The sequence below is a fragment of the Acidovorax sp. HMWF029 genome, from assembly GCF_003060895.1.
Taxonomy (GTDB): Bacteria; Pseudomonadota; Gammaproteobacteria; order Burkholderiales; family Burkholderiaceae_C; genus Acidovorax.
The window spans coordinates 1-22,051 of record NZ_QAIH01000015.1; the positions used below are offsets into that span (position 1 = coordinate 1).

The 22,051-nt window shown below is 64.7% G+C and carries 21 protein-coding genes and 1 pseudogene; 12 read left to right on the plus strand and 10 right to left on the minus strand.

Annotated elements, in window-relative coordinates; genetic code table 11:
• Positions 1 to 617: pseudogene (locus DBR12_RS01210) on the minus strand (DUF58 domain-containing protein); the annotation flags it as partial.
• A 19-nt stretch (positions 618 to 636) separates the two neighbouring features.
• Complete coding sequence (locus tag DBR12_RS01215) at positions 637 to 1,557, minus strand: MoxR family ATPase (RefSeq protein ID WP_108615590.1); 921 nt, start codon at positions 1,555 to 1,557, stop codon at positions 637 to 639.
• A 90-nt stretch (positions 1,558 to 1,647) separates the two neighbouring features.
• Here DBR12_RS01215 and DBR12_RS01220 point away from each other — a divergent pair, with 90 nt between their 5' ends.
• The 9 genes from DBR12_RS01220 to DBR12_RS22450 all read left to right on the plus strand — a co-directional run bounded on the left by DBR12_RS01220 (position 1,648) and on the right by DBR12_RS22450 (position 10,345).
• Positions 1,648 to 2,553, plus strand: coding sequence for a histone deacetylase family protein (locus tag DBR12_RS01220; RefSeq protein WP_108615591.1), 906 nt, complete (start codon positions 1,648 to 1,650; stop codon positions 2,551 to 2,553).
• 160 nt (positions 2,554 to 2,713) lie between these two features.
• The gene (locus tag DBR12_RS01225; RefSeq protein WP_108615592.1) at positions 2,714 to 3,505 is read left to right on the plus strand and encodes an enoyl-CoA hydratase; all 792 of its coding nucleotides are present in this window, start codon (positions 2,714 to 2,716) and stop codon (positions 3,503 to 3,505) included.
• A gap of 17 nt (positions 3,506 to 3,522) precedes the next feature.
• Positions 3,523 to 4,851 carry a mechanosensitive ion channel family protein gene (locus DBR12_RS01230; protein WP_108615593.1) on the plus strand — a complete coding sequence of 443 codons (1,329 nt, stop codon included), beginning with the start codon at positions 3,523 to 3,525 and terminating at the stop codon, positions 4,849 to 4,851.
• A 216-nt stretch (positions 4,852 to 5,067) separates the two neighbouring features.
• Positions 5,068 to 5,817 carry an electron transfer flavoprotein subunit beta/FixA family protein gene (locus DBR12_RS01235; RefSeq protein WP_094287142.1) on the plus strand — a complete coding sequence of 250 codons (750 nt, stop codon included), beginning with the start codon at positions 5,068 to 5,070 and terminating at the stop codon, positions 5,815 to 5,817.
• Positions 5,818 to 6,750: an electron transfer flavoprotein subunit alpha/FixB family protein gene (locus DBR12_RS01240; RefSeq protein ID WP_108615594.1), complete on the plus strand. Its 933-nt coding sequence runs from the start codon at positions 5,818 to 5,820 to the stop codon at positions 6,748 to 6,750.
• Between the two features lie 85 nt (positions 6,751 to 6,835).
• Positions 6,836 to 8,626 carry an acyl-CoA dehydrogenase gene (locus DBR12_RS01245; protein ID WP_108615595.1) on the plus strand — a complete coding sequence of 597 codons (1,791 nt, stop codon included), beginning with the start codon at positions 6,836 to 6,838 and terminating at the stop codon, positions 8,624 to 8,626.
• Between the two features lie 134 nt (positions 8,627 to 8,760).
• Positions 8,761 to 9,714, plus strand: coding sequence for a nitronate monooxygenase family protein (locus DBR12_RS01250; RefSeq protein ID WP_108615596.1), 954 nt, complete (start codon positions 8,761 to 8,763; stop codon positions 9,712 to 9,714).
• 107 nt (positions 9,715 to 9,821) lie between these two features.
• Positions 9,822 to 10,163: a hypothetical protein gene (locus DBR12_RS22445; protein WP_233244238.1), complete on the plus strand. Its 342-nt coding sequence runs from the start codon at positions 9,822 to 9,824 to the stop codon at positions 10,161 to 10,163.
• Positions 10,163 to 10,345 carry a hypothetical protein gene (locus tag DBR12_RS22450; protein WP_233244239.1) on the plus strand — a complete coding sequence of 61 codons (183 nt, stop codon included), beginning with the start codon at positions 10,163 to 10,165 and terminating at the stop codon, positions 10,343 to 10,345. Before DBR12_RS22445 ends, DBR12_RS22450 begins: the two co-directional genes overlap by 1 nt.
• A gap of 9 nt (positions 10,346 to 10,354) precedes the next feature.
• Here the strand turns inward: DBR12_RS22450 and DBR12_RS01260 are convergent, their stop codons facing one another.
• The 3 genes from DBR12_RS01260 to DBR12_RS01270 are packed head-to-tail and all read right to left on the minus strand — an operon-like array spanning position 10,355 to position 13,338.
• Entirely contained in the window at positions 10,355 to 11,365 is a 1,011-nt protein-coding gene (locus tag DBR12_RS01260) for a cytochrome d ubiquinol oxidase subunit II (protein ID WP_108615597.1), read from the minus strand.
• 10 nt (positions 11,366 to 11,375) lie between these two features.
• Positions 11,376 to 12,743, minus strand: coding sequence for a cytochrome ubiquinol oxidase subunit I (locus DBR12_RS01265; RefSeq protein WP_108615598.1), 1,368 nt, complete (start codon positions 12,741 to 12,743; stop codon positions 11,376 to 11,378).
• A 4-nt stretch (positions 12,744 to 12,747) separates the two neighbouring features.
• Positions 12,748 to 13,338 (minus strand): GbsR/MarR family transcriptional regulator, encoded by a 591-nt coding sequence (locus DBR12_RS01270; protein WP_108615599.1) that lies wholly within the window; start codon positions 13,336 to 13,338, stop codon positions 12,748 to 12,750.
• A 195-nt stretch (positions 13,339 to 13,533) separates the two neighbouring features.
• Between DBR12_RS01270 and DBR12_RS01275 the strand changes: the two genes are divergently transcribed.
• Positions 13,534 to 14,652 carry an acyltransferase gene (locus DBR12_RS01275; RefSeq protein WP_108615600.1) on the plus strand — a complete coding sequence of 373 codons (1,119 nt, stop codon included), beginning with the start codon at positions 13,534 to 13,536 and terminating at the stop codon, positions 14,650 to 14,652.
• A 64-nt stretch (positions 14,653 to 14,716) separates the two neighbouring features.
• On the opposite strand, the gene DBR12_RS01280 is transcribed toward DBR12_RS01275, so the two are convergent.
• The 4 genes from DBR12_RS01280 to mdlC all read right to left on the minus strand — a co-directional run bounded on the left by DBR12_RS01280 (position 14,717) and on the right by mdlC (position 18,572).
• A complete protein-coding gene (locus tag DBR12_RS01280; RefSeq protein WP_108615606.1) occupies positions 14,717 to 15,109 on the minus strand; it encodes a hypothetical protein in 393 nt (130 codons plus the stop codon).
• Positions 15,110 to 15,378: 269 nt separating this feature from the next.
• Positions 15,379 to 15,792 carry a nucleoside diphosphate kinase regulator gene (rnk, locus tag DBR12_RS01285; RefSeq protein WP_108615601.1) on the minus strand — a complete coding sequence of 138 codons (414 nt, stop codon included), beginning with the start codon at positions 15,790 to 15,792 and terminating at the stop codon, positions 15,379 to 15,381.
• A 99-nt stretch (positions 15,793 to 15,891) separates the two neighbouring features.
• Positions 15,892 to 16,890 (minus strand): tripartite tricarboxylate transporter substrate binding protein, encoded by a 999-nt coding sequence (locus tag DBR12_RS01290; RefSeq protein WP_108615602.1) that lies wholly within the window; start codon positions 16,888 to 16,890, stop codon positions 15,892 to 15,894.
• A gap of 89 nt (positions 16,891 to 16,979) precedes the next feature.
• Positions 16,980 to 18,572, minus strand: coding sequence for a benzoylformate decarboxylase (mdlC, locus tag DBR12_RS01295; protein ID WP_108615603.1), 1,593 nt, complete (start codon positions 18,570 to 18,572; stop codon positions 16,980 to 16,982).
• Between the two features lie 66 nt (positions 18,573 to 18,638).
• Between mdlC and DBR12_RS01300 the strand changes: the two genes are divergently transcribed.
• Complete coding sequence (locus DBR12_RS01300; RefSeq protein ID WP_108615604.1) at positions 18,639 to 19,538, plus strand: LysR family transcriptional regulator; 900 nt, start codon at positions 18,639 to 18,641, stop codon at positions 19,536 to 19,538.
• A gap of 78 nt (positions 19,539 to 19,616) precedes the next feature.
• On the plus strand, positions 19,617 to 20,783 hold the full coding sequence (locus tag DBR12_RS01305; protein WP_108615605.1) for a PA0069 family radical SAM protein: 1,167 nt from the start codon (positions 19,617 to 19,619) through the stop codon (positions 20,781 to 20,783).
• Positions 20,784 to 20,935: 152 nt separating this feature from the next.
• Here DBR12_RS01305 and DBR12_RS01310 read toward each other — a convergent pair whose 3' ends face one another.
• On the minus strand, positions 20,936 to 21,988 hold the full coding sequence (locus DBR12_RS01310) for a sodium-dependent bicarbonate transport family permease (protein ID WP_108615607.1): 1,053 nt from the start codon (positions 21,986 to 21,988) through the stop codon (positions 20,936 to 20,938).
• Positions 21,989 to 22,051: the final 63 nt, after the last annotated feature.

Consider the following 22,051-nt stretch of genomic DNA (forward strand, 5'->3'; position numbering starts at 1 on the left):
GGGTAGACCAGCACCTCGGAGGCGGGGCGCCAGTAGGTCCAGACCCGGAAGGTGCCGAGCGGAAACCGCGTCTCAGCCATGAGAGTGGGCACACGGTGCAGGCCCCGGCGCGAGGGGCGGAAGGCCACCTGCACGCTGGCCTGCCCTTGGGCGGGCACGTCGGTCCAGGCCCATTGGTGTTCGGCCTTGTCCGCGCCATGCACGGACAGCGCAATGCCGTAGCGCGGGGATCTGCGTTCGCTGGATAGTTGCAGTTCAAAAGCTGCGCTCGTGCCCATGAAGTGGGGCTCGGGCGCCAAAAGGCGCAGCGTGAGGCCCCGCAGGTTGGCGTGGCAGATGTGCATGCCAGCCGCTGCACTGCCCGCCAGCAAAAAAGTGAGCAGGTAGCCCAGGTTGAGCTGGTAGTTGATGGACGCCACCAGCAGCACGACCAGCGTGAGCGCCAGCATCCAGCCCGAACTGGTGGGCAGGATGTAGACGTTGCGCTGGGTGAGCAGCAGGGTGTCATTGAGCGGCAGGCGCGCCTGCCACCAGTTCTGGAAGCGCTTGCGAAAGGGCGCCAGCGGGCTCAGCCGGGCGAGTGCTGTGCGCCAGGGGGCGGGGGCGGTCGGGGCCATGGGGGTCGCCACAGTGTGCTCAGGGCAGGGGCACAGCATCGACCATGGCGCGCACTTGCTCCACGGCGCCCCGCCCGGCGTCACCCACGGGCACCAGGCGGTGGGCGGTGGTCTGGGGCAGCACAGCCTGCACGTCGTCGGGTGCCACATAGTCGCGCCCGCTGATGAGGGCCTGCGCCTTGGCGGCGCGCAGCATGGCAATGCCTGCGCGGGGCGACAGGCCTTGCAGGAACCAGCGGCCCGAGCGCGTAGCGGCGATCAGGTCCTGCACGTAGTTGAGCAGCGGTTCGGCCGTGTGCACGGCCTGCACCTGGCGCTGCAGCTCAGTCAGTTCGTCGCCGGACAACAGCGGCAGCAGGCTGCTCACCATATCGCGCCGGTCGGCACCCGACAGCAGCAGGCGTTCGGCCGCGCGATCTGGGTAGCCGATGGAGATGCGCATGAGAAAGCGGTCGAGTTGCGACTCGGGCAGCGCGAAGGTGCCCAGCTGGTCGTGCGGGTTCTGTGTGGCGATCACAAAGAAGGGGTGGGGCAGGGCACGGGTCTCACCTTCCACGGAGACTTGTTTTTCCTCCATGGCTTCGAGCAGGGCGCTCTGTGTCTTGGGGCTGGCGCGGTTGATTTCGTCGGCCAGCAGCACCTGTGCGAACACCGGGCCGGGGTGAAATACGAAGGCCTCCTTGCCACGTTCGTACACCGAAACGCCCGTCAGGTCGCTGGGCATGAGGTCTGCAGTGAACTGAACACGCGAAAACTGCAGGCCGAAAGTGTGCGACAGGGCGTGCGCCAGCGTGGTCTTGCCCACGCCCGGAACGTCCTCGATGAGCAGGTGCCCTCCCGCCAGCAGGCAGGCCACACAGTCCTGCACCTGGGCCTGTTTGCCCACAATCACCGTGTTAAGCTGATCCAGAAGCGATTTGATCTTGTGCTGTGCATTCATGGCGCGACGTTATCCTAAAAAATTGAGACACGGGGATTGACTGTGAGCAAGACGGGCTATTTCACCCACCGGGATTGTTGGAAGCACGAGATGGGTCCGGGGCATCCCGAATGCCCTGAACGGCTGGATGCCATTGAAGACCGTTTGCTGATTACCGGCGTGGCCGATGCGCTGGAGCGCTACGAGGCTCCCGAAGCCTCGCTGGCCGACATCGAGTTGGCCCATGGCCGCATGCACATTGCGGCACTGCGGGGCCTGTCGGACCGGCTCAACGAAGAGCTGATGGCCGGTGGCCCGAGCTACGCGCAGATCGACACGGACACTTCCATCAACGCCCATACCTGGAAGGCCTCGTTGCGCGCCGCCGGAGCCGCTCTTGCAGCCACCGACGCCGTGATGGCGGGCGAGGTCGAGAACGCGTTTTGCAGCGTGCGCCCCCCCGGTCACCACGCCTGCCGCGACAAGGCCATGGGTTTTTGCTTTTTCAACAACGTGGCCGTGGCGGCCAAATATGCGCTGCAGCGCTACAACCTGCAGCGTGTGGCGGTGGTGGACTTTGACGTGCACCATGGCAATGGCACGGAGGACATCCTTGCGGGCGACCCTCGCGCGCTGATGGTGAGCATTTTTCAGCACCCGTTCTACCCCTACAGCGGCGACCACGATCCAGCCCCCAACATGGTGAATGTGCCGGTGCCGGCCTATACGCGGGGTATGGACATCCGGGAGATCATCGAGATGATGTGGATGCCCCGGCTAGAAGCCTTCAAGCCCGAGATGATTTTTGTGAGCGCAGGCTTTGACGGCCACCGCGAGGACGATATGGGCCAGTTGGGCCTGACCGAGCAGGACTACGCCTGGATCACCCAGCGCGTGAAGGATGTAGCGCGGCGCTACGCCAAGGGACGCATCGTGTCGTGCCTGGAAGGCGGCTACGTCATGGGGCCGCTGGCGCGCAGTGTGGAGACGCACTTGCGGGTCTTGGCGGATTTGTGACCAAACCCCTGAGCGGCTTCGCCGCTTCCCCCTTCTCTTGCATCGCTGCGCGATGCGCAAGGGGGGCGCCGCCAGCGCGGCGGGGCGGCCCTTGCGCGGCGGCCCTCGCCCGAGCCGTGCCAGTTTCAGTCGGCGTGCAGATGGCTGACAGGAGCAAACTATGACGACAAAGAACTTCGATGATGTGCTGACAACCACCCGCGATGCCCGCGGCGTGGTTACCCTGACCCTGAACGACCCCGCTCGCTTCAATGCACTGGGCGGCGAGATGCTCGCAGCGCTTCAGCAGGCGCTGGACAATGCCGGTCGCGACGAGTCCGTGCGTGTGGTGGTGCTGGCAGCGGCGGGGAAGGCCTTTTGTGCGGGCCACAACCTCAAAGAAATGGCGGCTCACCCGGAGCTGGAGTACTACCAGCAGCTGTTTGCCCAGTGCAGTCGGATGATGCTCACTCTCCACAAGCTCAGCGTGCCCGTGATCGCGCGCGTGCAGGGCATGGCCACGGCGGCCGGTTGCCAGCTGGTGGCGCAGTGCGACCTGGCTGTGGCGGCCGACACGGCAAGCTTTGCCACCAGCGGCATCCACTACGGCCTCTTCTGTGCGACGCCCAGCGTGCCGTTGGTGCGCAATGTGCCTGCCAAACGGGCGATGGAGATGCTGCTGACGGGTGATTTCATCGACGCCCGCACTGCGCTGGCGCAGGGGCTGGTTAACCGTGTGGTGCCACTCGATGCCCTCGATGCCGAAGTCGAGAAGCTGGTGCAGTCCATTGTGCAAAAGCCCCGCGTGGCTGTGGCCATGGGCAAGGCGCTGGTTTACCAGCAGCGCGAGCTGGGCATGGATGCCGCCTACCAGTTGGCGGGCCAGGCCATGGCCACCAACATGATGGATGAGGCCGCGCAGGAGGGCGCACGCGCTTTCGCTGAAAAGCGCCTGCCTGGCTGGAAGCTTTGAGGGCCCGAGCGATGGCAATGAACAAACCGATGCTGGCCGATGTGGGCATGTGGGTACAGGCTTTTTTGAACCCCACGGTGCTGGTGGAATTGGCGGCCTTGGCGGGTTGCGTGGTTCTGGCCTGGGGGGTGGTGGCGCTGCTGCAGCGGGGGCTGCAACGGGGCGACCCGCGCTCCATCCTGTTTGGTGTGCGGATTGTGGACGGCGCGCTGTTTCCGCTGCTGCTGCTGGGCCTGGCCTATGTGGCGCGCACCGTTCTGCACCACTGGGTTGCTCTGGCGGCCTTCAAGTTGGCGATACCGGTGCTGGTGGCGCTGGTCGTGATACGCATCGGTGTGAAGGTGCTGCAGGTGGCCTGCCCTGACGCCGCCTGGGTGCGTCCCATCGAGCGCTCTATCTCCTGGATGGCTTGGCTGGGCATGGTGCTCTGGGTCACGGGGCTCCTGCCGCTGGTGCTGGAGGAGCTGGACCAGATCCACTGGAAGGTGGGGGGGGCCACGCTGTCGGTGCGCACCATGATTGAAGGGGCCGTGACGGCAGGTGCGGTGCTGCTCATTGCGTTGTGGGTTTCTGCGGCCATCGAGTCCCGGCTGCTGCGTTCGGCCACCGGGGCCGAGTTGTCGCTGCGCAAGGCCGTCAGTAACGCTGTGCGCGCGTTGCTGGTGTTTGTGGGGTTGATGATGGCTTTGTCGGCTGTGGGCATCGACCTCACGGCCTTGTCGGTGCTGGGCGGCGCGGTGGGGGTGGGCATTGGCTTTGGCCTGCAGAAGCTCGCGTCCAACTATGTGAGCGGCTTTGTCATCCTGGCCGAGCGCAGCATGCGCATTGGCGACAACGTGCGCGTAGACAACTTTGAGGGCCGCATCACCAACATCAATGCACGCTACACCGTGGTGCGCTCTCCCACGGGCCGCGAGTCCATCGTTCCCAATGAAATGCTGATCACCCAGCGGGTGGAAAACCTGTCGCTTGCCGATCCCCGCGTCTGGCTGTCCACCGTGGTGAGTGTGGCCTACGAAAGCGATGTGGACCTGGTCACCCGCCTCTTGGGCGAGGCGGCGCTGGCCAGCAGCCGGGTGCTTCGCGATCCTGCGCCCAGTGTGGCTTTGTCGGCTTTTGGCGCCGACGGGCTGGAGTTCACGGTGGGCTTTTGGATTGCCGACCCCGAGAACGGCGCATTGGGCCTGCGCTCTGAGATCAACCGCGCCATCCTGAGCGCCTTGCGCGCCCATCAGATCGAAATCCCATACCCCCAGCGGGTCATGCATGTGCAGGTCGATGGGGGGCTGGCGGCGGCGATGTCGCCCGCTGCTCCGGCGGCACCTGCGTCTGCGCCAGCACAGTGAGTCCGGCCTGCAGCTCGGGTGCCGGGTGCCGCAGGCGACAACAAGCACTGGACAGTCGCCCGGCGCACTCGCCTATAATCTACAAAAAGCACGATCGTTCTTTTTTGATCGTGAAGTCTCTGCCCCGGTCCTGTAGCACTTTCGCTGCAGTGCGGCATAGAATGTTCCAGTTTACGTAAACGTCAATTCAACCAACTCTCTCTAGGAGCCGCAGCAATGAAGGTCTTGGTCCCTGTCAAGCGCGTGGTGGACTACAACGTGAAGGTCCGCGTCAAGTCGGACAACACGGGTGTGGACATCGCCAACGTGAAGATGAGCATGAACCCCTTTGACGAAATCGCCGTCGAAGAGGCCGTGCGCCTGAAAGAAAAAGGCCTGGTGACCGAAGTCATCGCAGTCTCCTGCGGCGTGGCCCAGTGCCAGGAAACCCTGCGCACCGCCATGGCCATCGGCGCCGACCGCGCCATCCTGGTTGAGACCGACGTCGAACTGCAGCCCCTGGCCGTTGCCAAGCTGCTCAAGGCCCTGGTGGACAAGGAACAGCCCCAGCTCGTGATCCTGGGCAAGCAGGCCATCGACGACGATGCCAACCAGACCGGCCAGATGCTGGCGGCCCTGGCCGACCTGCCGCAAGCCACCAACGCCAGCAAGGTAGAGCTGGCTGCCGACAAGGTCAATGTGACCCGCGAAATCGATGGCGGCCTGGAAACCCTGGCCCTGAGCCTGCCCGCCGTCATCACCACCGACCTGCGCCTGAACGAGCCCCGCTACGTCACCTTGCCCAACATCATGAAGGCCAAGAAGAAGCAGTTGGACACCGTCAAGCCCGAAGACCTCGGCGTGGACGTGGCGCCCCGCCTCAAGACCCTGAAGGTCAGCGAACCCGCCAAGCGCGGCGCTGGCGTCAAGGTGGCCGACGTGGCCGCCCTGGTCGAGAAACTCAAGAACGAAGCGAAGGTGATCTAAATGTCGGTACTCGTTATTGCTGAACACGACAACGCATCCATCAAGGGCGCAACCCTGAACACCGTGACGGCCGCAGCCGCTTGCGGTGGCGACGTGCATGTGCTGGTGGCCGGTCACAACGCAGGCGCTGCCGCTGCTGCCGCTGGCCAGATCGCTGGTGTGAGCAAGGTCATCCACGCTGACGCTGCAGGCCTGGCCCATGGCCTTGCCGAGAACGTGGCCGCCCAGGTGCTGGCCATCGCATCCAGCTACAGCCATATCCTGTTCCCCGCCACCGCCAGCGGCAAGAACATCGCCCCCCGCGTGGCAGCCAAGCTGGACGTGGCCCAGATCAGCGACATCACCAAGGTGGTGAGCGCCGACACCTTCGAGCGCCCCATCTACGCCGGTAACGCCATTGCCACCGTGCAATCGGGCGACGCCGTGAAGGTCATCACCGTGCGCACCACGGGCTTTGACGCCGCTGCAGCCACCGGTGGCAGCGCCGCCGTCGAAACCGCTGCTGCCACTGCCGATGCGGGCAAGAGCAGCTACGTGGGCAGCGAGATCGCCAAGAGCGACCGCCCCGAACTCACCGCCGCCAAGATCATCGTCTCTGGTGGCCGGGCTCTCGGCAGCAAGGAAAAGTTCGACGAAGTCATCACCCCCCTGGCCGACAAGCTGGGTGCTGCCATTGGCGCCAGCCGCGCCGCGGTGGATGCGGGCTACGCACCGAACGACCTGCAAGTGGGGCAGACTGGCAAGATCGTGGCGCCGCAGCTGTACATCGCTGCCGGCATCTCGGGCGCCATCCAGCACTTGGCTGGCATGAAGGATTCCAAGGTGATCGTCGCGATCAACAAGGACCCCGAAGCCCCGATCTTCAGCGTGGCCGACTACGGCCTGGAAGCCGACCTGTTCGCGGCCGTGCCGGAACTGGTGAAGGCGCTGTAAGGCGTACAGACCGACCAGCCGCTACAAAAAGGCATCGCTTGCGATGCCTTTTTTTTGACGAAATTTTGCTTTTCCGGAGACTTTCATGAGCTACACCGCCCCCGTCAAGGACATGCTGTTCGGTATCGAGCACTTGGCCAACATCGAACAGATCGCACAAATCCCCGGCTTTGAAGACGCTGGCCTGGACACGGCCGCCGCCGTGCTGGAAGAGTGCGCCAAGTTCAACGAGGGCGTGCTGGCTCCGCTCAACTGGGAAGGCGACAAGAACCCGTCGAGCTTCCAAGCCGGCGTGGTGACCACCACTCCAGGTTTCAAGGACGCCTTCCGCCAGTACGGCGAAGGCGGCTGGCAGGGCCTGCAGCACCCGGCCGACTTCGGCGGCCAGGGCCTGCCCAAGACCATCGGCGCGGCCTGCATCGAGATGACCAACAGCGCGAACATGAGTTTCGCTCTGTGCCCGCTGTTGACCGACGGAGCCATCGAGGCGCTTCTCACGGCGGGCAGCGACGAGCTCAAGGCCACCTACCTCGAAAAGCTGGTGACGGGCGAGTGGACCGGCACCATGAACCTGACCGAACCCCAGGCGGGCTCGGATCTGGCACTGGTGCGCTCGCGCGCCGAGCCGCAGCCCGATGGCAGCTACAAGGTCTTCGGCACCAAGATCTTCATTACCTATGGCGAGCACGACATGGCCGCCAATATCGTGCACCTGGTGCTTGCCCGTGTGGCCGGTGCACCTGAGGGCGTCAAGGGCATCAGCCTCTTCGTGGTGCCCAAGTTTTTGGTCAACAAGGATGGCTCGCTGGGCGCGCGCAACGACGCGCACTGCGTAAGCATCGAGCACAAGCTGGGCATCAAGGCATCGCCTACCGCCGTACTGCAGTTTGGCGACAACGGCGGTGCCGTCGGTTACTTGGTTGGCGAAGAAAACCGGGGCCTTGAGTACATGTTCATCATGATGAACGCCGCGCGCTATGCCGTGGGCATGCAGGGCATAGCGATCGCCGAGCGCGCCTACCAGAAGGCTGTGCAGTACGCTAAGGACCGCGTTCAAAGCCGCCCTGTGGATGGCAGCATCGCTGCCAGCGCGCCCATCATTCACCACCCCGACGTCAAGCGCATGCTCATGACCATGCGCGGATACACCGAAGGCTGCCGTGCCATGGCTACGGTGGCGGCTGCTGCGTTCGACGCAGCCCACCATCACCCCGATGCCGACACGCGCAAGCAGAACCAGGCCTTCTACGAATTCATGGTGCCCCTGGTCAAGGGCTATAGCACCGAGATGAGCCAGGAAGTCACCAGCCTGGGCGTGCAGGTGCACGGAGGCATGGGCTTCATCGAGGAGACGGGTGCCGCTCAGTACTACCGCGACGCCAAGATTCTCACCATCTACGAAGGCACCACCGCCATCCAGGCCAACGACCTTGTGGGTCGCAAGACGGCGCGCGATGGCGGCCAGACGGCCAAGGGCATCGCTGCGCAGATCGAAAAGACCGAGGCCGACCTGCTGGCAAGCGGCACCCCTGCCGCTTTGGCCGTGGCCAAGCGCCTGACGGCTGCGCGCAAGGCACTGCTCGATGTGATTGACTTTGTGGCCGGTGGCACCAAGGCCCAGCCCAACGCCGTGTTTGCGGGCAGCGTGCCCTACCTGATGCTGGCGGGCAATGTGGTGGCGGGCTGGCAGCTGGCGCGCAGCCTGCTGGTGGCGCAGGACCTGTTGCAAAAGGGACAGGACGAAGCCTTCATGCGCGCAAAAATCACCACGGCACAGTTCTACGCCGACCACATTCTGGTGAAGGCCCCCGGCCTGCGCGACAGCATTGTGGAAGGCGCGGCCAGCGTGACCGAGCTGGCGCTTGATGCCTTCTGAGGCGTGACGAGCGTGTTGTGAGGAGCCACCCCCCTTGTATTGCAGGGGTGCTATAAAAAAGATAGCTGCTAAAGCATGTCCATCAGGCGGAAGCAGCCAATTTCATCCTATTTTTTGTTCTGGAAGTTGTTGCCATGTCCAAACTGCCTCCCGTGCTGCAAAACATGTCGCTGCCGGTCATCGGTTCGCCGCTGTTCATCATCAGCAACCCCAAGCTCGTGATCGAGCAGTGCAAGGCCGGTGTGGTGGGCTCCATGCCCGCGCTCAACGCCCGCCCCGCCGAGCTGCTCGATGAATGGCTTGCCGAGATCACCGAAACCCTGGCGGCCTACAACAAGGCCAACCCCGACAAGCCTGCCGCGCCCTTCGCCATCAACCAGATCGTGCACAAGAGCAACGATCGGCTGGAGCACGACATGCAGGTGTGCGCCAAGTACAAGGTGCCGATCATCATCACGTCTTTGGGCGCGCGCGAGGATGTGAACCAGGCCGTGCACAACTGGGGCGGTGTGGTGCTGCACGACATCATCAACAACAAGTTTGCGCACAAGGCCATCGAGAAGGGCGCAGACGGCCTGATCGCCGTGGCGGCGGGCGCGGGTGGCCATGCAGGTGTGAAGAGCCCCTTTGCGCTGATCCAGGAAATCCGCCAGTGGTTCGATGGCCCCTTGGCGCTCAGCGGTTCCATCGCCAGCGGTGGCGCTGTGCTCGCTGCGCAGGCCATGGGGGCGGACTTTGGCTACATCGGCTCGGCCTTCATTGCCACGCACGAAGCGCGTGCCAGCGATGCCTACAAGCAGGCCATCGTGGACGGCAACTCCGACGACATCGTATACAGCAACCTGTTCACCGGCGTGCACGGCAATTACCTGGCCCCGTCGATCCGCGCTGCGGGCATGGACCCCGACAACTTGCCCGAATCCGACCCCAGCAAGATGAACTTTGGCGGCGATGCCAAGAAGGCCTGGAAGGACATCTGGGGCTGCGGCCAGGGCATTGGCGCCATCAATGCCGTAACCAGCACGGCCGAGCTGGTGGCCAAGTTGCGCAGCGAGTACGAGGCGGCACGTGCGCGCCTGAAGCTGTGATGCTGCGCTGAGCTTTTGTCTTTGAACCGCCCTCCGTGCCGGATCGCTGGCATCGAGGGCGGTCCTGAAGATGGCGCCCTTCGCCCACGGTTCACCTTGTGTGTGCTGTGGGCGAAGCCGTTTTTGCCGCTGCTGCCTGTGCCACCGAAGCCGCCCAGCCCCAGGCCGTGATCGTTGCCACGGCAGGAACCACGTTCACCAGCTACATCAAGGCCGTGCAATCGACGGCGGCGCGGCCCACTTACTACGGTTTTTCGGTGGCCAGCATGGACGTGATCCACCGCGAGCTCAAGGACAAGGCGCGCGGCATCATCCTCGCGCAGATCATGCCGTCGCTGCGCAACACCACGGTGCCCGTGGTGGCCGAATACCTGGCCCTGCTGCGCGCAAATCTCCTGGCGCCCAGCCTTCGGCCTCGCAGTTCGAGGGATTCGTGCATGCGCGGCTGATGGTGGAGGGATTGCGCCGCACCGGGCGTAACCTGACCACGGAGTCTTTCATCAAGAAAATGGAGGATGCGGGCGAAATATCCTTTGGGCGCTTTAACGTCAAATACTCGCCCAAGAGCCACAACGGCTCTACCTATGTGGAACTGGCCATCGTGGATGCGGAAGGGAGTCTGCGGTATTGACCAGAGGTTTCACAAACCGTACGTCAGCTCCCGCGCCTTGCCCCAGAACACCCGGTACATGAAGATGGTGTAGAGAATGATGGCGGGCAGCGTGATGGCCATGCCGATCCCGATCACCACCAGCGATTCCGTGGCGCTGGCGGCCTGCCACACCGTCAAGCGGTCGATCACGATGTAGGGGTAGATGCTGTAGGCCAGGCCCAGGAAGGCCAGCACAAAGATCAGCACCGTGGCAGCGAACACGATCCAGCCGTAGCCAGCCTGCACCACACGCGGCGTGGTAAGCACATGGCGGATGGCACAAAAGGCTGCCACACAGGCCAGAGGGATGGGCAGCAGCGCAACCAGCTCGGGCAGTACAAACCACTTGGCAAATACCGTGGGGCTGACCAGCGGTGTGGCCAGCGAAATACCCGTGAGCGCAAACCCCATGGGCCACAGCGCACCCTGGCCCCAGCGGGCGGCTTTGCGCTGCAGATCATCATCGGTTTTCATGATGAGCCAGCCCGCGCCGAGCATCGCATAGGCCGCAGGCAGGGTGATGGCAATGCCTGCAGAAAACAGCAGGCCCCAGGTGTCGTTCTGAAAGCCAGTGATGTACGCCCCCAGCATCCAGCCCTGCGCCAGCGTGGTCGCCAGCGAGCCTGCGGCGAACAGGTGGTTCCAGGTGGTCTTGTGCGAGTCGCGGGCTTTGACGCGAAAGTCGAACGCCACGCCGCGCAGTATCAATCCCATCAGCATCACTGCAACCGGCAGGTACAGGGCTGACAGCACCACACCGTGTGCTGCCGGAAAACAGATGAGCAGCACGCCCACGCCAAGTACCAGCCAGGTTTCATTGGCGTCCCAGAAAGGGCCGATGCTGGACACCATCACGTCCTTCTCCGCGTCGCTGGCAAAGGGCAGCAGGATGCCCACGCCGAGGTCGTAGCCGTCGAGGATCACATAGGCCAGCAGGGCCAGGCCCATGATGGCCATGAAGATCAGGGGCAGGGCGGTGGCCCAGTTCAGTGCTTCCATGGAGGCCTCCTTAAGCGGCGTAAGAGGCAGGTGTGGGATGGAGTGCTGCCGGTGCGGGCATGGCCGGGTGTTCCGCCATGTACTTGATCACGCCCACATAGGCCACCAGCAGCAGCCCGTAGACGATGAGATAGGCCGCCAGCGTGCTGGCCACCATGGCGGGCGGGTGGGGAGCCACGGCGTCGGCGGTCTTGAAAAGACCATAGACCAGGTAAGGCTGGCGACCAATTTCAGTCACGTACCACCCGGCCAGTGTGGCCACCCAGCCCGAGAACGCCATACCCACCAGCGTGTAGAGCAGTGGCCGGGGCAGGGTGGCCAGGTCTTGCTGGCGGCGGCGATACAGTACAAAAGCTCCCACCCAGGCCACGGCCAGCATCAGCAGGCCCACACCCACCATCACGCGAAACCCCCAGAACACGGGCGCTACGGGCGGGTGCGCGCCGGGGAATTCACTCAACCCTTTGAGTTCGGCGTTGATGTCGTGCGCGAGGATCAGGCTCGCGGCCTTGGGGATCTGCAGGGCATAGTCCGTGCGGCTTTCTTTCTCGTTGGGCAGGCCGAACAGCGTAAGAGGGGCGCCTTTCTCGGTGTGCCAGATGCCCTCGATGGCGGCGATCTTGGCGGGCTGGTGCTCCAGCGTGTTGAGGCCATGCAGGTCGCCCATGAAGATCTGCAGCGGTATCACGACCGCCACTGCGGTGATGGCCGTGCGCAGTGCCTTGCGCGTCCCTTCGTTGGCTGCGTCCTTGATCAGCTGCCAGGCGCAGACCCCTGCGATCAGGAAGCCCGCCGTGAGTGCGGACGCCAGCAGCTTGTGGCCCAGGCGGTAGGGGAAGGACGGGTTGAACACAATCGCCAGCCAGTCCACCGCGTGGAACTTGCCGTCGATGATTTTGTAGCCCACGGGCGTTTGCATCCACGAGTTCAAGCTCAGGATCCAGAAGGCCGACAAGGTGGTGCCCAATGCCACCATCAATATGGCAAACAGGTGTACGCGCTCAGATACGCGGCCCCGGCCAAACAGCATGATGCCCAGGTAGGTGGCCTCCAGGAAGAACGCCGTCAGCACCTCGTAGCCCAGCAGAGGCCCTGCAATATTGCCCACATGCTCCATGAAGCCCGGCCAGTTGGTGCCGAACTGAAAGCTCATGGTGATGCCCGAGACCACGCCCAGCGCAAAGGTCAGCGCAAACACCTTGGTCCAGAAGTAGTAGGCCTGTTCCCAGCCCAGCGCGGCGGGTGTACCGCGCGTGGCCGAGTGGCGCAGGCGGAAGAAGACCAGAAACCAGCACAGCGCAATCGTGATGGTGGGGAACAGGATGTGAAAGCTGATGTTCGCGGCGAACTGAATGCGCGAGAGCGTGAAGGCGTCCATGGCGTCAAACCCCTGCGTCTTTGCCCTTGGTGGCGGCGCTTGCCTTGCCCGTGAGGCGGTCCTTGAACTCCAGCACGCGGGTCACGGCGGTGCCCATGCCCATGAGCTGCATCGCTGTCTCGGGCGCCAGGCGCTGCACGTCGTCGAACCATGTCATGAGCCGGTCGATCAGTTCGTGCATCTCGCGCATGCGCTCCTGGGCATGGCGTTCCTCATCGGAGGACGGTTCTTCGAGCAGCGCCATGCGCAGCATCGACAAGGTGGGTTCGATTTCGCGCCGGCGACGCTCCTCGGCCAGCACGCGGAAGATCTCCCATACGTCCTTGGGCGCCTCGAAGTATTCGCGCCGGTCACCTGGTTGGTGGCTCAGTTTCACCAGTCGCCAGGCCTGCAGTTCCTTGAGCCCCATGCTGACGTTGGAGCGCGAAAACTCCAGCGTTTCAGCAATCTCATCGGCATTGAGCGGGCGAGGCGACAGGAAGATGAGTGCGTACATCTGGCCGACAGTGCGGTTGATGCCCCAGCGGCTGCCCATCTCGCCAAAGTGGGCCACGAACTGGCGGTTTAGAGGGGGTAGATGGTTGACGTAGGTCATATGGACACGCATTGTGCGCTTAATTTTCCGAAATTTCAGTAATTTCTGAAAATTGAGGAAATTGCATGGCCGAAAAGAATGAGGCGTCCCTGTGGGAGCCTGGGTTGCCCAAACTTTTGCCTGCGAGGGACAATAGAGGTTTTTTGCCTGCTGGTGCGGCGTCGTATCGGCACAGGCCACACCTTCACCGCAGCCATGTCGTCGTCCTCTTCCCGCATGCCCCTGATCGATATGGTCAAGGGCGTGGCGTGCATCACCATCGTCTGGCACCACCTGGCCTTTTATGGCCCCATGTCGGACATCGCGCAGCCTCTGGGCCCCGCTCTGATGGCGTGGCTGTATGACTATGGGCGCATGGCGGTGCAGGTGTTTCTGGTGTTGGGCGGCTACCTGGCTGCCGCCAGCCTGGCTCCCCAGGGCGTGGCGCGGTTCGACCATGCGGGCACTGCGGTCGCCAAGCGATTCGTGCGGTTGGTCGTGCCCTATGCGGTGGCGCTGCTGGTGACTGTGGTGGTGGCTGCGCTGGTGCGGCCTTGGATGGCACACCCCTCGGTACCGGAGGAGCCGACCCTGGCGCAGCTGCTGGCCAATGCCCTGCTGCTGCAGGACATCGTGGACGAAGATGCCCTGTCGGCCGGGGTCTGGTACGTGGCCATCGACTTCCAGCTGTTCGCCTTGAGCGTGCTGGTCTGGGCGGGCGTCCGGGCCCTGCCGGGTGCGTGGGCGCAGCGGCACGGGGCCGTGCTGGCCCGGGGGATCATCGTGGCCGGTGTGGCCGCATCGCTGTGGGCTTTCAACCGCATGGCCGGGCTGGACATGTGGGCGATTTACTTCTTTGGCGCCTATGGCCTGGGCATGCTGGCCTACTGGGCTGTGCGCGCGCCCAGCCCGGCGGGGTGGCTGAGCGCCATCTTGCTGCTGGGCGGCGTGGCCCTGGCGATGGACTTTCGGGGTCGTATCCTGGTGGCACTGGTCACGGCGCTGTGCCTGGTGGTGGCGCTGCGGTCCGAACGTGTGCGTGGCTGGGGCGGCTTTGCGCCGCTGGTGCGCGTGGGGCAGATGTCCTACTCCGTCTTCCTTGTGCACTTTGCCGTTTGCCTGCTGGTCAACGCCGTGGTCAGCCACCTGTGGCCTGCGTCGCCGGTGCCCAATGCGCTGGGCATGCTGCTGGCGTTTGTGCTGTCCCTTGCTGCGGGGCGCCTGCTGTACCTGCGGGTGGAGCAGCATGTGCCCACCTGGTCTACCGCCTTGCGCTGGCAGGCAGGGCTGGTGGGGGCCGGCATGCTGGTGGCCGTGTCCAACAACTGGGCCTGACCCTTCATTGTGTCACCGCCCCAGCTGGGGTGGGGCGAGGTTGGCGGAGCGGTTCAATGGCGGTTCAAGGGCGCTGCAGCCTGCGCTCGCGCCGCTTGCGCTGCCGATCCAGAAACCAGGCCATGAAGGGCAGGATCAGCATCGAGCCCGGAATCACCCAGATGAACAGGTAGGGGCTGACGGACGACGCTGACCGCATCACATCGCGCATGTGGTCGCGCTCATCGGCCGTCCAGTTGCCCTGGCGGCGCTGCTGCACCAGCCACACTACCGATCCCTTCATGGTGGCCATCTCGCGCTTGAGGCGGCTCTTTTCCCGACAGTTGCCTGCCAGGAAGGAGCAGAACCACTCGGGCGCCCGCTCCATGCGGCTCTGGAAGGCGAGGGTGGAGTCCGGGTCGAACTGGTCGATGGACGGTGGCAGGTCTTGCGAGTGCGGCGGGGGCGGTGTGGTCATGGCGGCTGCCATTGTCGCGGCTCATGGCGCTTTGCACCACCCCGATCCATGGCACCCACGCCATCCAGAAGGGGGGCAATGGGAACAGACGGCGCTCAGCGCTCCATGAGGCTTTTGCTACCCCATAGCCTCGGAAACCGGCGCGCCCAAAGGCCAGGGCAGCCAAGCAAGGGCCGCCCCGCAGCGAGGGCTGCGTTCCCCTGCCCGCAGCGCGCAGCGCTGCGAGAGCGGGGGGAAGCGGCGCAGCCGCTCAGGGGGGTGTCCCGAATTCAGCGGTGCAGTTCGCCAGCGCTCTCGGGCTGGTACAGGATGTCCTTCACCCGCACCGTCATCGACTTGCCTCCCGGCCCGGGCCAGGCCAGTTCGTCGTCCACTGCCAAGCCCAGCAGGGCGCTGCCCACGGGCGCGAAGATCGAGATACGGTCCGCAGTGCCATCCGCGTCGCGCGGGTAGACAAGCGTCAGGCAGAACTCCTTGCCCGTCTCCAAGATGGAGAACTGCACGGTGGAGTTCATGGTCACCACGTTGGGCGGGATCTCCTCGGGCGGCACCACGTCCGCCCGGTCGAGCTCTGCCTGTAGATCCGCCTTGCCTGGGAAGACACTGGCCGGAATCGCGGCCAGCAGGGCCTCGATGCGGTCAACGTCGAGCGACGACAGGATGATCTGGGGCTTGCGCGCCATGGCAGTACCTCTGGGATGGTTGTGACAAAGCGCGGGACTGTAGTCCATCGAGAATCTCGCACTGCCTTGCGCGGGCATTCAATGCTGTGCGATCGTCGTTCAGTCTCCCTTGATATTGCGGGCCTGGATGAGTGCGCCAAACCGGGTGCTGTCGATGGCGGCGCGGGCATGAAAGTCTGCGGGTGACATTGGCGCAGGCACGCCGCCCAGCGCCGTGATGCGTTCTTTCACGGCGGTTGTGGCCAGCACCTTGTTGATCTCGCGGTTCAAGCGCGCCACCACCTCGGGTGGTGTGCCCGCGGGTGCATAAAAGCCAAACCAGGTGTCGGCATCAAAACCCTTGAGGCCCACCTCGTCGAGCGTGGGCACATCGGGGAACAAGGGCGAGCGCTTGGCGCTGCCCACGGCCAGCAGCTTGAGCTTGCCAGCCTTCACATGCTGCAGGCCGATGCCGGGGTCGAACATGAAGTCCACTTGCCCACCCAGCAGGTCCTGCATGGCGGGGGCGGCGCCCCGGTAGGGCACATGCACGGCGAACACGTTGGCCTGGGCCTTGAGCATCTCGGCAGCCAGGTGCGGCGAGCTGCCGTTGCCTGGCGAGCCAAAGCTCAGTTTGCCGGGGTTGGCCTTGAGGTACGCCATGAACTCCTGGATGTTGTTGACGGGCAGCGTGGGCCGGACTTCCAGGAACACCAGCACGCGCGCAGCAGCCGCCACGGGCACCAGGTCCTTGGCGGGGTCGAACGGCATCTTGGGATACAGGTGCGGGTTGACCGACACCATGCCGCCCGAACTCATGAGCAGCGTGTAGCCATCGGCGGGCGATTTGGCCACCGCCTCGCCGCCGATGTTGCCGCCCGCGCCGCCCCGGTTTTCGACCACCACGGGCTGCCCCAGCGCCGTCTGAAGCGGCACGGTCACTGCGCGAGCGATCTGGTCCGCCGCGCCCCCGGGCGGGAAGTTCACGATCACCTTGATGGGTTTGCCGGGCCAAGCCTCGCTCTGGGCATGGGCGGGCAGCTGCAGGCTGAATGCCGTGCCAGCCAGGGCCAGTGCGCCCAGCAGGCGGCGCTTGGAGCGTTGGGGGTAGGAATGCATGCTTGTCTCCGGTTAGGCCCGGGCGTACCGGGTCTTGTGCAATAAACCCAAAAATTGGCGGGTGATGAGCGCTCCGCCGAGGTGCTTTGTCAGGCCACGTCCACCTCGACCAGGATGGCGTGCGGGCTGGCCAGAGCCTCGCGCAGCACCTGGTGCAGCAATGCAGGGTCGCTGACACGCACGGCGTCGCAGCCCTGGCCACGGGCGAGTGCCAGAAAATCAAGGTCCGGCAGGTCTGTGCCCTCGAGCTTGTCGCCTTCCTGAAAGCCGAAGGTGGGCGCGAACTCCTGCAGTGCCGCGTAGCGCCGGTTCTTGAGGATGATGAAGGTGATGGGCAGCTTCAGCTGCGCCGCACTCCACAGTGCCTGGATGGAGTACATCGCCGAGCCGTCGCCCAGCAGGCCGATCACCTTCTTGTCGGGTTTGGCCAGCGCCACCCCCACGGCGGCGGGCATGCCATAGCCCAGGCCGCCGCTGCACATGGTGTAGAAGGTTTCGCTTTGCAGGATGGGCAAATGCGCATGCATGGCGGCGCGCGAGCTGGGGGCTTCTTCCACCACGATGGAGGCCGCATCGCGCACCTCGGCCAGGGTCTGCATCACATAGGGCACGCTCATCAGCGGCCCCGTGGGCTCCACACGAGGGCGTGCGGGGCGCGGTTGTGGCAAGGCGCGTGGCGGTGGTGCAGAGCGCGCCAGCAGGTCCAGCACCCCCAGGCGGATGCCACCCACCGCCGAGGTGCCTTCAGGCGTCCAGGCTGCTGTGCCCGGGTCATCGATCAGTTGCACCAGCTGTGCGCCGGGTGGCACGTGGGGGCCAAAACCTTCCACGTGGTATGTGAAGGCGGCGGCCCCCAGCGCAAAAACGAGGTCGTGCCCAGAGAGCAACGACACGATCTTCTCGCGCATGGCGGGCAGCACGCCCGCAAACAGGCGGTGGTCCTGCGGAAAGCCACAGCGGCCAGACATGGGGGAGATCCACACAGCGGCGTTGTGCCGTTCGGCCAGCGCCACCACCTCGTCCCAGGCGCGGTCGCGGTCCACGGCGGCGCCCACCACCAAGACGGGGCGTTGTGCTGCATCGAGCGCATCGCCAATGGCCTGCAGCATGCGCGGCTCGGGGCGAGATTCGGTGCTCACGGTGCGCGCCTGCAGCGGCTCGCACGGCTTGTCCCAGTCGTCGGCTGGGATGGACACCAGCACCGGCCCACGCGGCTGTTGCATGGCAATGTAGTAGGCGCGGGCGATGGCCAGGGGCACGTCTTCGGCGCGCGCGGGCTCCACGCTCCACTTCACGTAGGGCTTGGGCAGCTCAGTGGCCTGGCCCGAGAACAGGAATGGGTCGAACGGCAGGATGGAGCGCGCCTGCTGCCCGGCCGTGATGACCATGGGCGTGCGGTTCTTGTGCGCCGTGAAGATGTTGCCCATCGCGTGGCCCACACCAGCGGCCGAGTGCAGGTTCACAAACGCCGCGTTATGGGTTGCCTGGGCGTAGCCGTCGGCCATGCCCACCACCACCGATTCCTGCAGGCCCAGGACGTAACGGAAGTCGCTGGGAAAGTTGAGGAACAGTGGCAGCTCGGTGGAGCCCGGGTTGCCAAAGATGGTGTTGATGTGAAAGCCGCGCAGCAGGTCGAGCACGGCCTCGCGCACGGTGGGCAGAGGAGGGTCTTCAGAGAGCATTCCGCCATCTTCGGGGTGTATCGTTCATCCATCAATACAATGAAATGACTAAGCAGTATTAGCTCAATGCATATCAAGGACATCGACCTCAACCTGCTGCGGATGTTTGATGCGGTCTATCGAACACGTAACGTGAGCCGCGCTGCCGACCTGCTGGACCTGACCCAGCCCGCTGCCAGCCAGGCGCTGACGCGGCTGCGCCTGCTCATCAAAGACCCCCTGTTTGTGCGCGCAGGCGGTGGCGTGCAGCCCACCCCCAAGGCCGACCGGCTGGCCGACGCCGTGCGCAGCGCCCTGGGCCTGCTGGAAGAGGCGCTCAACGAATCTGCCCAGTTCGAGCCGCTGCAATCGCGCAAGGTCTTTCGCATCCACATGAGCGACATTGGCGAAGGTCGCTTTCTGCCCGACCTGATGGTGGCGCTGCAGCACCAGGCGCCCGGCGTGCGGCTGGAGACATTGCCCGTGCCGCGCCACGAGATCCCGCAGCGGCTGGACAGCGGCGCCATCGACTTTGCCTTCGGCTTCTTGCCCACCGTGAAGGACACGCAGCGCGTGCAGCTCATTCAGGACCGTTATGTGGTGCTGCTGCGCAAAGGCCATCCCTTCGCCGCCAAGAAGCGCAGCGGCCCCGCCTTGCTCAGCGCCCTTCGGCAGTTGGAGTTTGTGGCTGTGCGTGCCCACTCCGACACCCTGCGCATTCTGGAAATGCAGCAGCTGCAGGACCGCATCCGCCTGACCACCGAACACTTCCTGGTGTTGCCCGCCATCGTGCGCGCCACCGACCTGGCCGTGGTCATGCCCCGCAACGTCGCGCGCACCTTTGCGGCTGACGGTGGCTACACCCTCATCGAACCGGCGCTGCCGCTGCGCGACTTCACTGTGTCATTGCACTGGAGCCGCCGCTTTGAAAGCGACCCCGGTAGCCAGTGGATGCGCGGCCTGATCGAGCAGTTGTTCAAGGAATAGTCATGGCCAAGACAGCGTGCGCGTCGGTGGGCCGCAGGGCAAGCACGCAGCACCAAATGGCTGTATATTTATACAGTCATGCTGCACACCTTCAAGGACAAATCCGACATCCCTGCGCCGCCCGAAGAGGTTCGCATCCCGCTGCAGGCCATCCGTGGCCGGGGCGCGGCCACGGCCCTGGCGCACCGGTTTGCGCGCGACACGCGCGAGGTGGCGGACGACGGTTGGGGCCAGCCGCCTGGGGACGACAACGGGGCAGATGAAACCGCAGCCACTGCTGCCGCTACCCGCGTGCACCTCGAAACCGCACGCAGCGCCATCTGCGCCAATGACTCGCCCGACATCTTCTTTGAACTCTCGGTCAACCCCTACCGGGGCTGCGAACACGGCTGCATCTATTGCTACGCCCGGCCCACGCACAGCTACCTCAACTTCTCGCCAGGGCTGGACTTTGAAACGCAAATTGTGGCCAAGCACAACATCGCCAGCGTGCTGCGGCGCGAGCTGGCCCAGCCGCGTTATGTGCCGCGCCTTTTGAACATCGGCTCTGCCACCGACTGCTACCAGCCCGTGGAGCGCGAGCTGAAGCTCACCCGCAGCCTCATCGAGGTGATGCGTGACGCACGCCACCCGTTTTCGCTCATCACCAAGTCCAGCGGGGTGGAGCGCGACCTGGACCTGCTCGCCCCGCTGGCCGCGCAGCGCCTGGCAGCGGTGTACGTCACCATCACCACGCTCGATGCCACGCTGGCCCGCCGCATGGAACCCCGCGCCGCTGCGCCCCACCGGCGCCTGCGCACCATCCGCGCGCTGGCCGAGGCGGGCGTGCCTGTGGGCGTGAGCGTGGCGCCGCAAATCCCTTTCATTACCGAAGACATGGAGCAGGTGCTGGAGGCTGCGCGCGATGCGGGAGCGAAGAGCGCCTTCTACACCGTGCTGCGCCTGCCGTGGGAGCTGGACACGCTCTTTCGCGAATGGCTGCAGGTGCACTACCCTCAGCGCGCCGCACGCGTGATGGCCCGGGTGCAAGACCTGCACCATCTCAGCGACGCCGAGCGCCGCGCAGGCAAAACCTACAACAGCGACTTCGCCACCCGCATGAAAGGCACCGGCCTGTGGGCTGACCTGGTGCGCCAGCGTTTTGCCACCACCTGCCGCAGGCTAGGCCTGAACCGCGAACGAGTGGAGCTGGACCTGGGCCAGTTCCGCCCCGGGCTGCTGCAAGGGCAAAGCAGCCTGTTCTGACCCGGCTGTGTGGCGCGGTGGGCTGAAAAACTGAATAAAAATGGCCGTTTCCGCGCGACCGTTATGCCTCAATAGCTATCTAAATAATAGCAATTGGTCCAAGCTTCGCAAGCGCTCGCCAGGGGCCCTGCGGGGGCTGGATGCACCGCCCCTCACACCGCCCACAGGCTTTGCACCACCTGCGTATACAGCGGAATGCCCAGCACGATGTTGAGCGGAAACGTCAGCCCCAGCGACAGGCTCACATACAGGGACGGGTCGGCCTCGGGGATGGCATAGCGCACCACCGCAGGCACGGCGATGTACGAGGCACTGGCCGCCAGCACCATCAACAGCACCGCGTCGCCCACGGGCACCGCCAACAGCCAGGCGAGCCCCAGCGCCAGGCTTGCATGGGTGATGGGCCCCAGCACCGCATAGGCCAGCAGCCAGGGCGACTGCCGGCGCACCGCAGGCAGGTTGCGCGCGGTCGACAGGCCCATGTCCAGCAAAAACAGGCACAGCATGCCTTTGAACAGATCGCCCGAAAATGGCTGCATGGCCGCCTTGCCCGCATCGCCCGTCAGCAGGCCGATCAGCATCGCGCCCAGCAGCAGCAATTGCGTGCCATCGGTGAACGACTCGTGCAGTATCTTGCCCACCGACAGGTGGGGCCCCCCCTTGCCATTGTCATGGCCAGGGCCGCCCCGTGTGCCGGTGCCTGCCTCTGTCATCGCCACCACGGCCGGTGTGCTGTTGGGCACGGCAACAGCCTGCTCCTTTTGCCGCAGCGCATTGGCCAGCAGCACCGCCAGGATGATGGCGGGTGACTCCATCAGCGCCATCGCTGCTGCCATGTGGCCACCGTAGGCGATCTGCTGCGACTCCAGGTACTGCGTGGCCGTCACAAACGTCACGGCACTCACCGAGCCATACGTGGCCGCCACTGCCGCCGCATTGAAGCCCGACAGCACCCGCCGCAAGAGCGCATAGCCCACCAGTGGCACCACGATGGCCAGCAGCACCGCCAGCCCCAGGCTGGTGGCCACGCTGGGTGTAAAGCCCGACGCCGCCAGTGCAAAACCGCCTTTCAGACCCAGCGCCATCAACAGGTAGATGGACAAGAACTTCGAGATCGCCGCTGGCATCTCCAGATTGGACCGCACCAGGCCAGCAAACACGCCCAGGGCAAAAAACAGGATCGCCGGATCCAGCAAACTTTGCATCATTCAACTCCTTGGTCGCCAATGCTATGCAGTGGAGGGTGCAAAGTAAAATCGATTTGAATC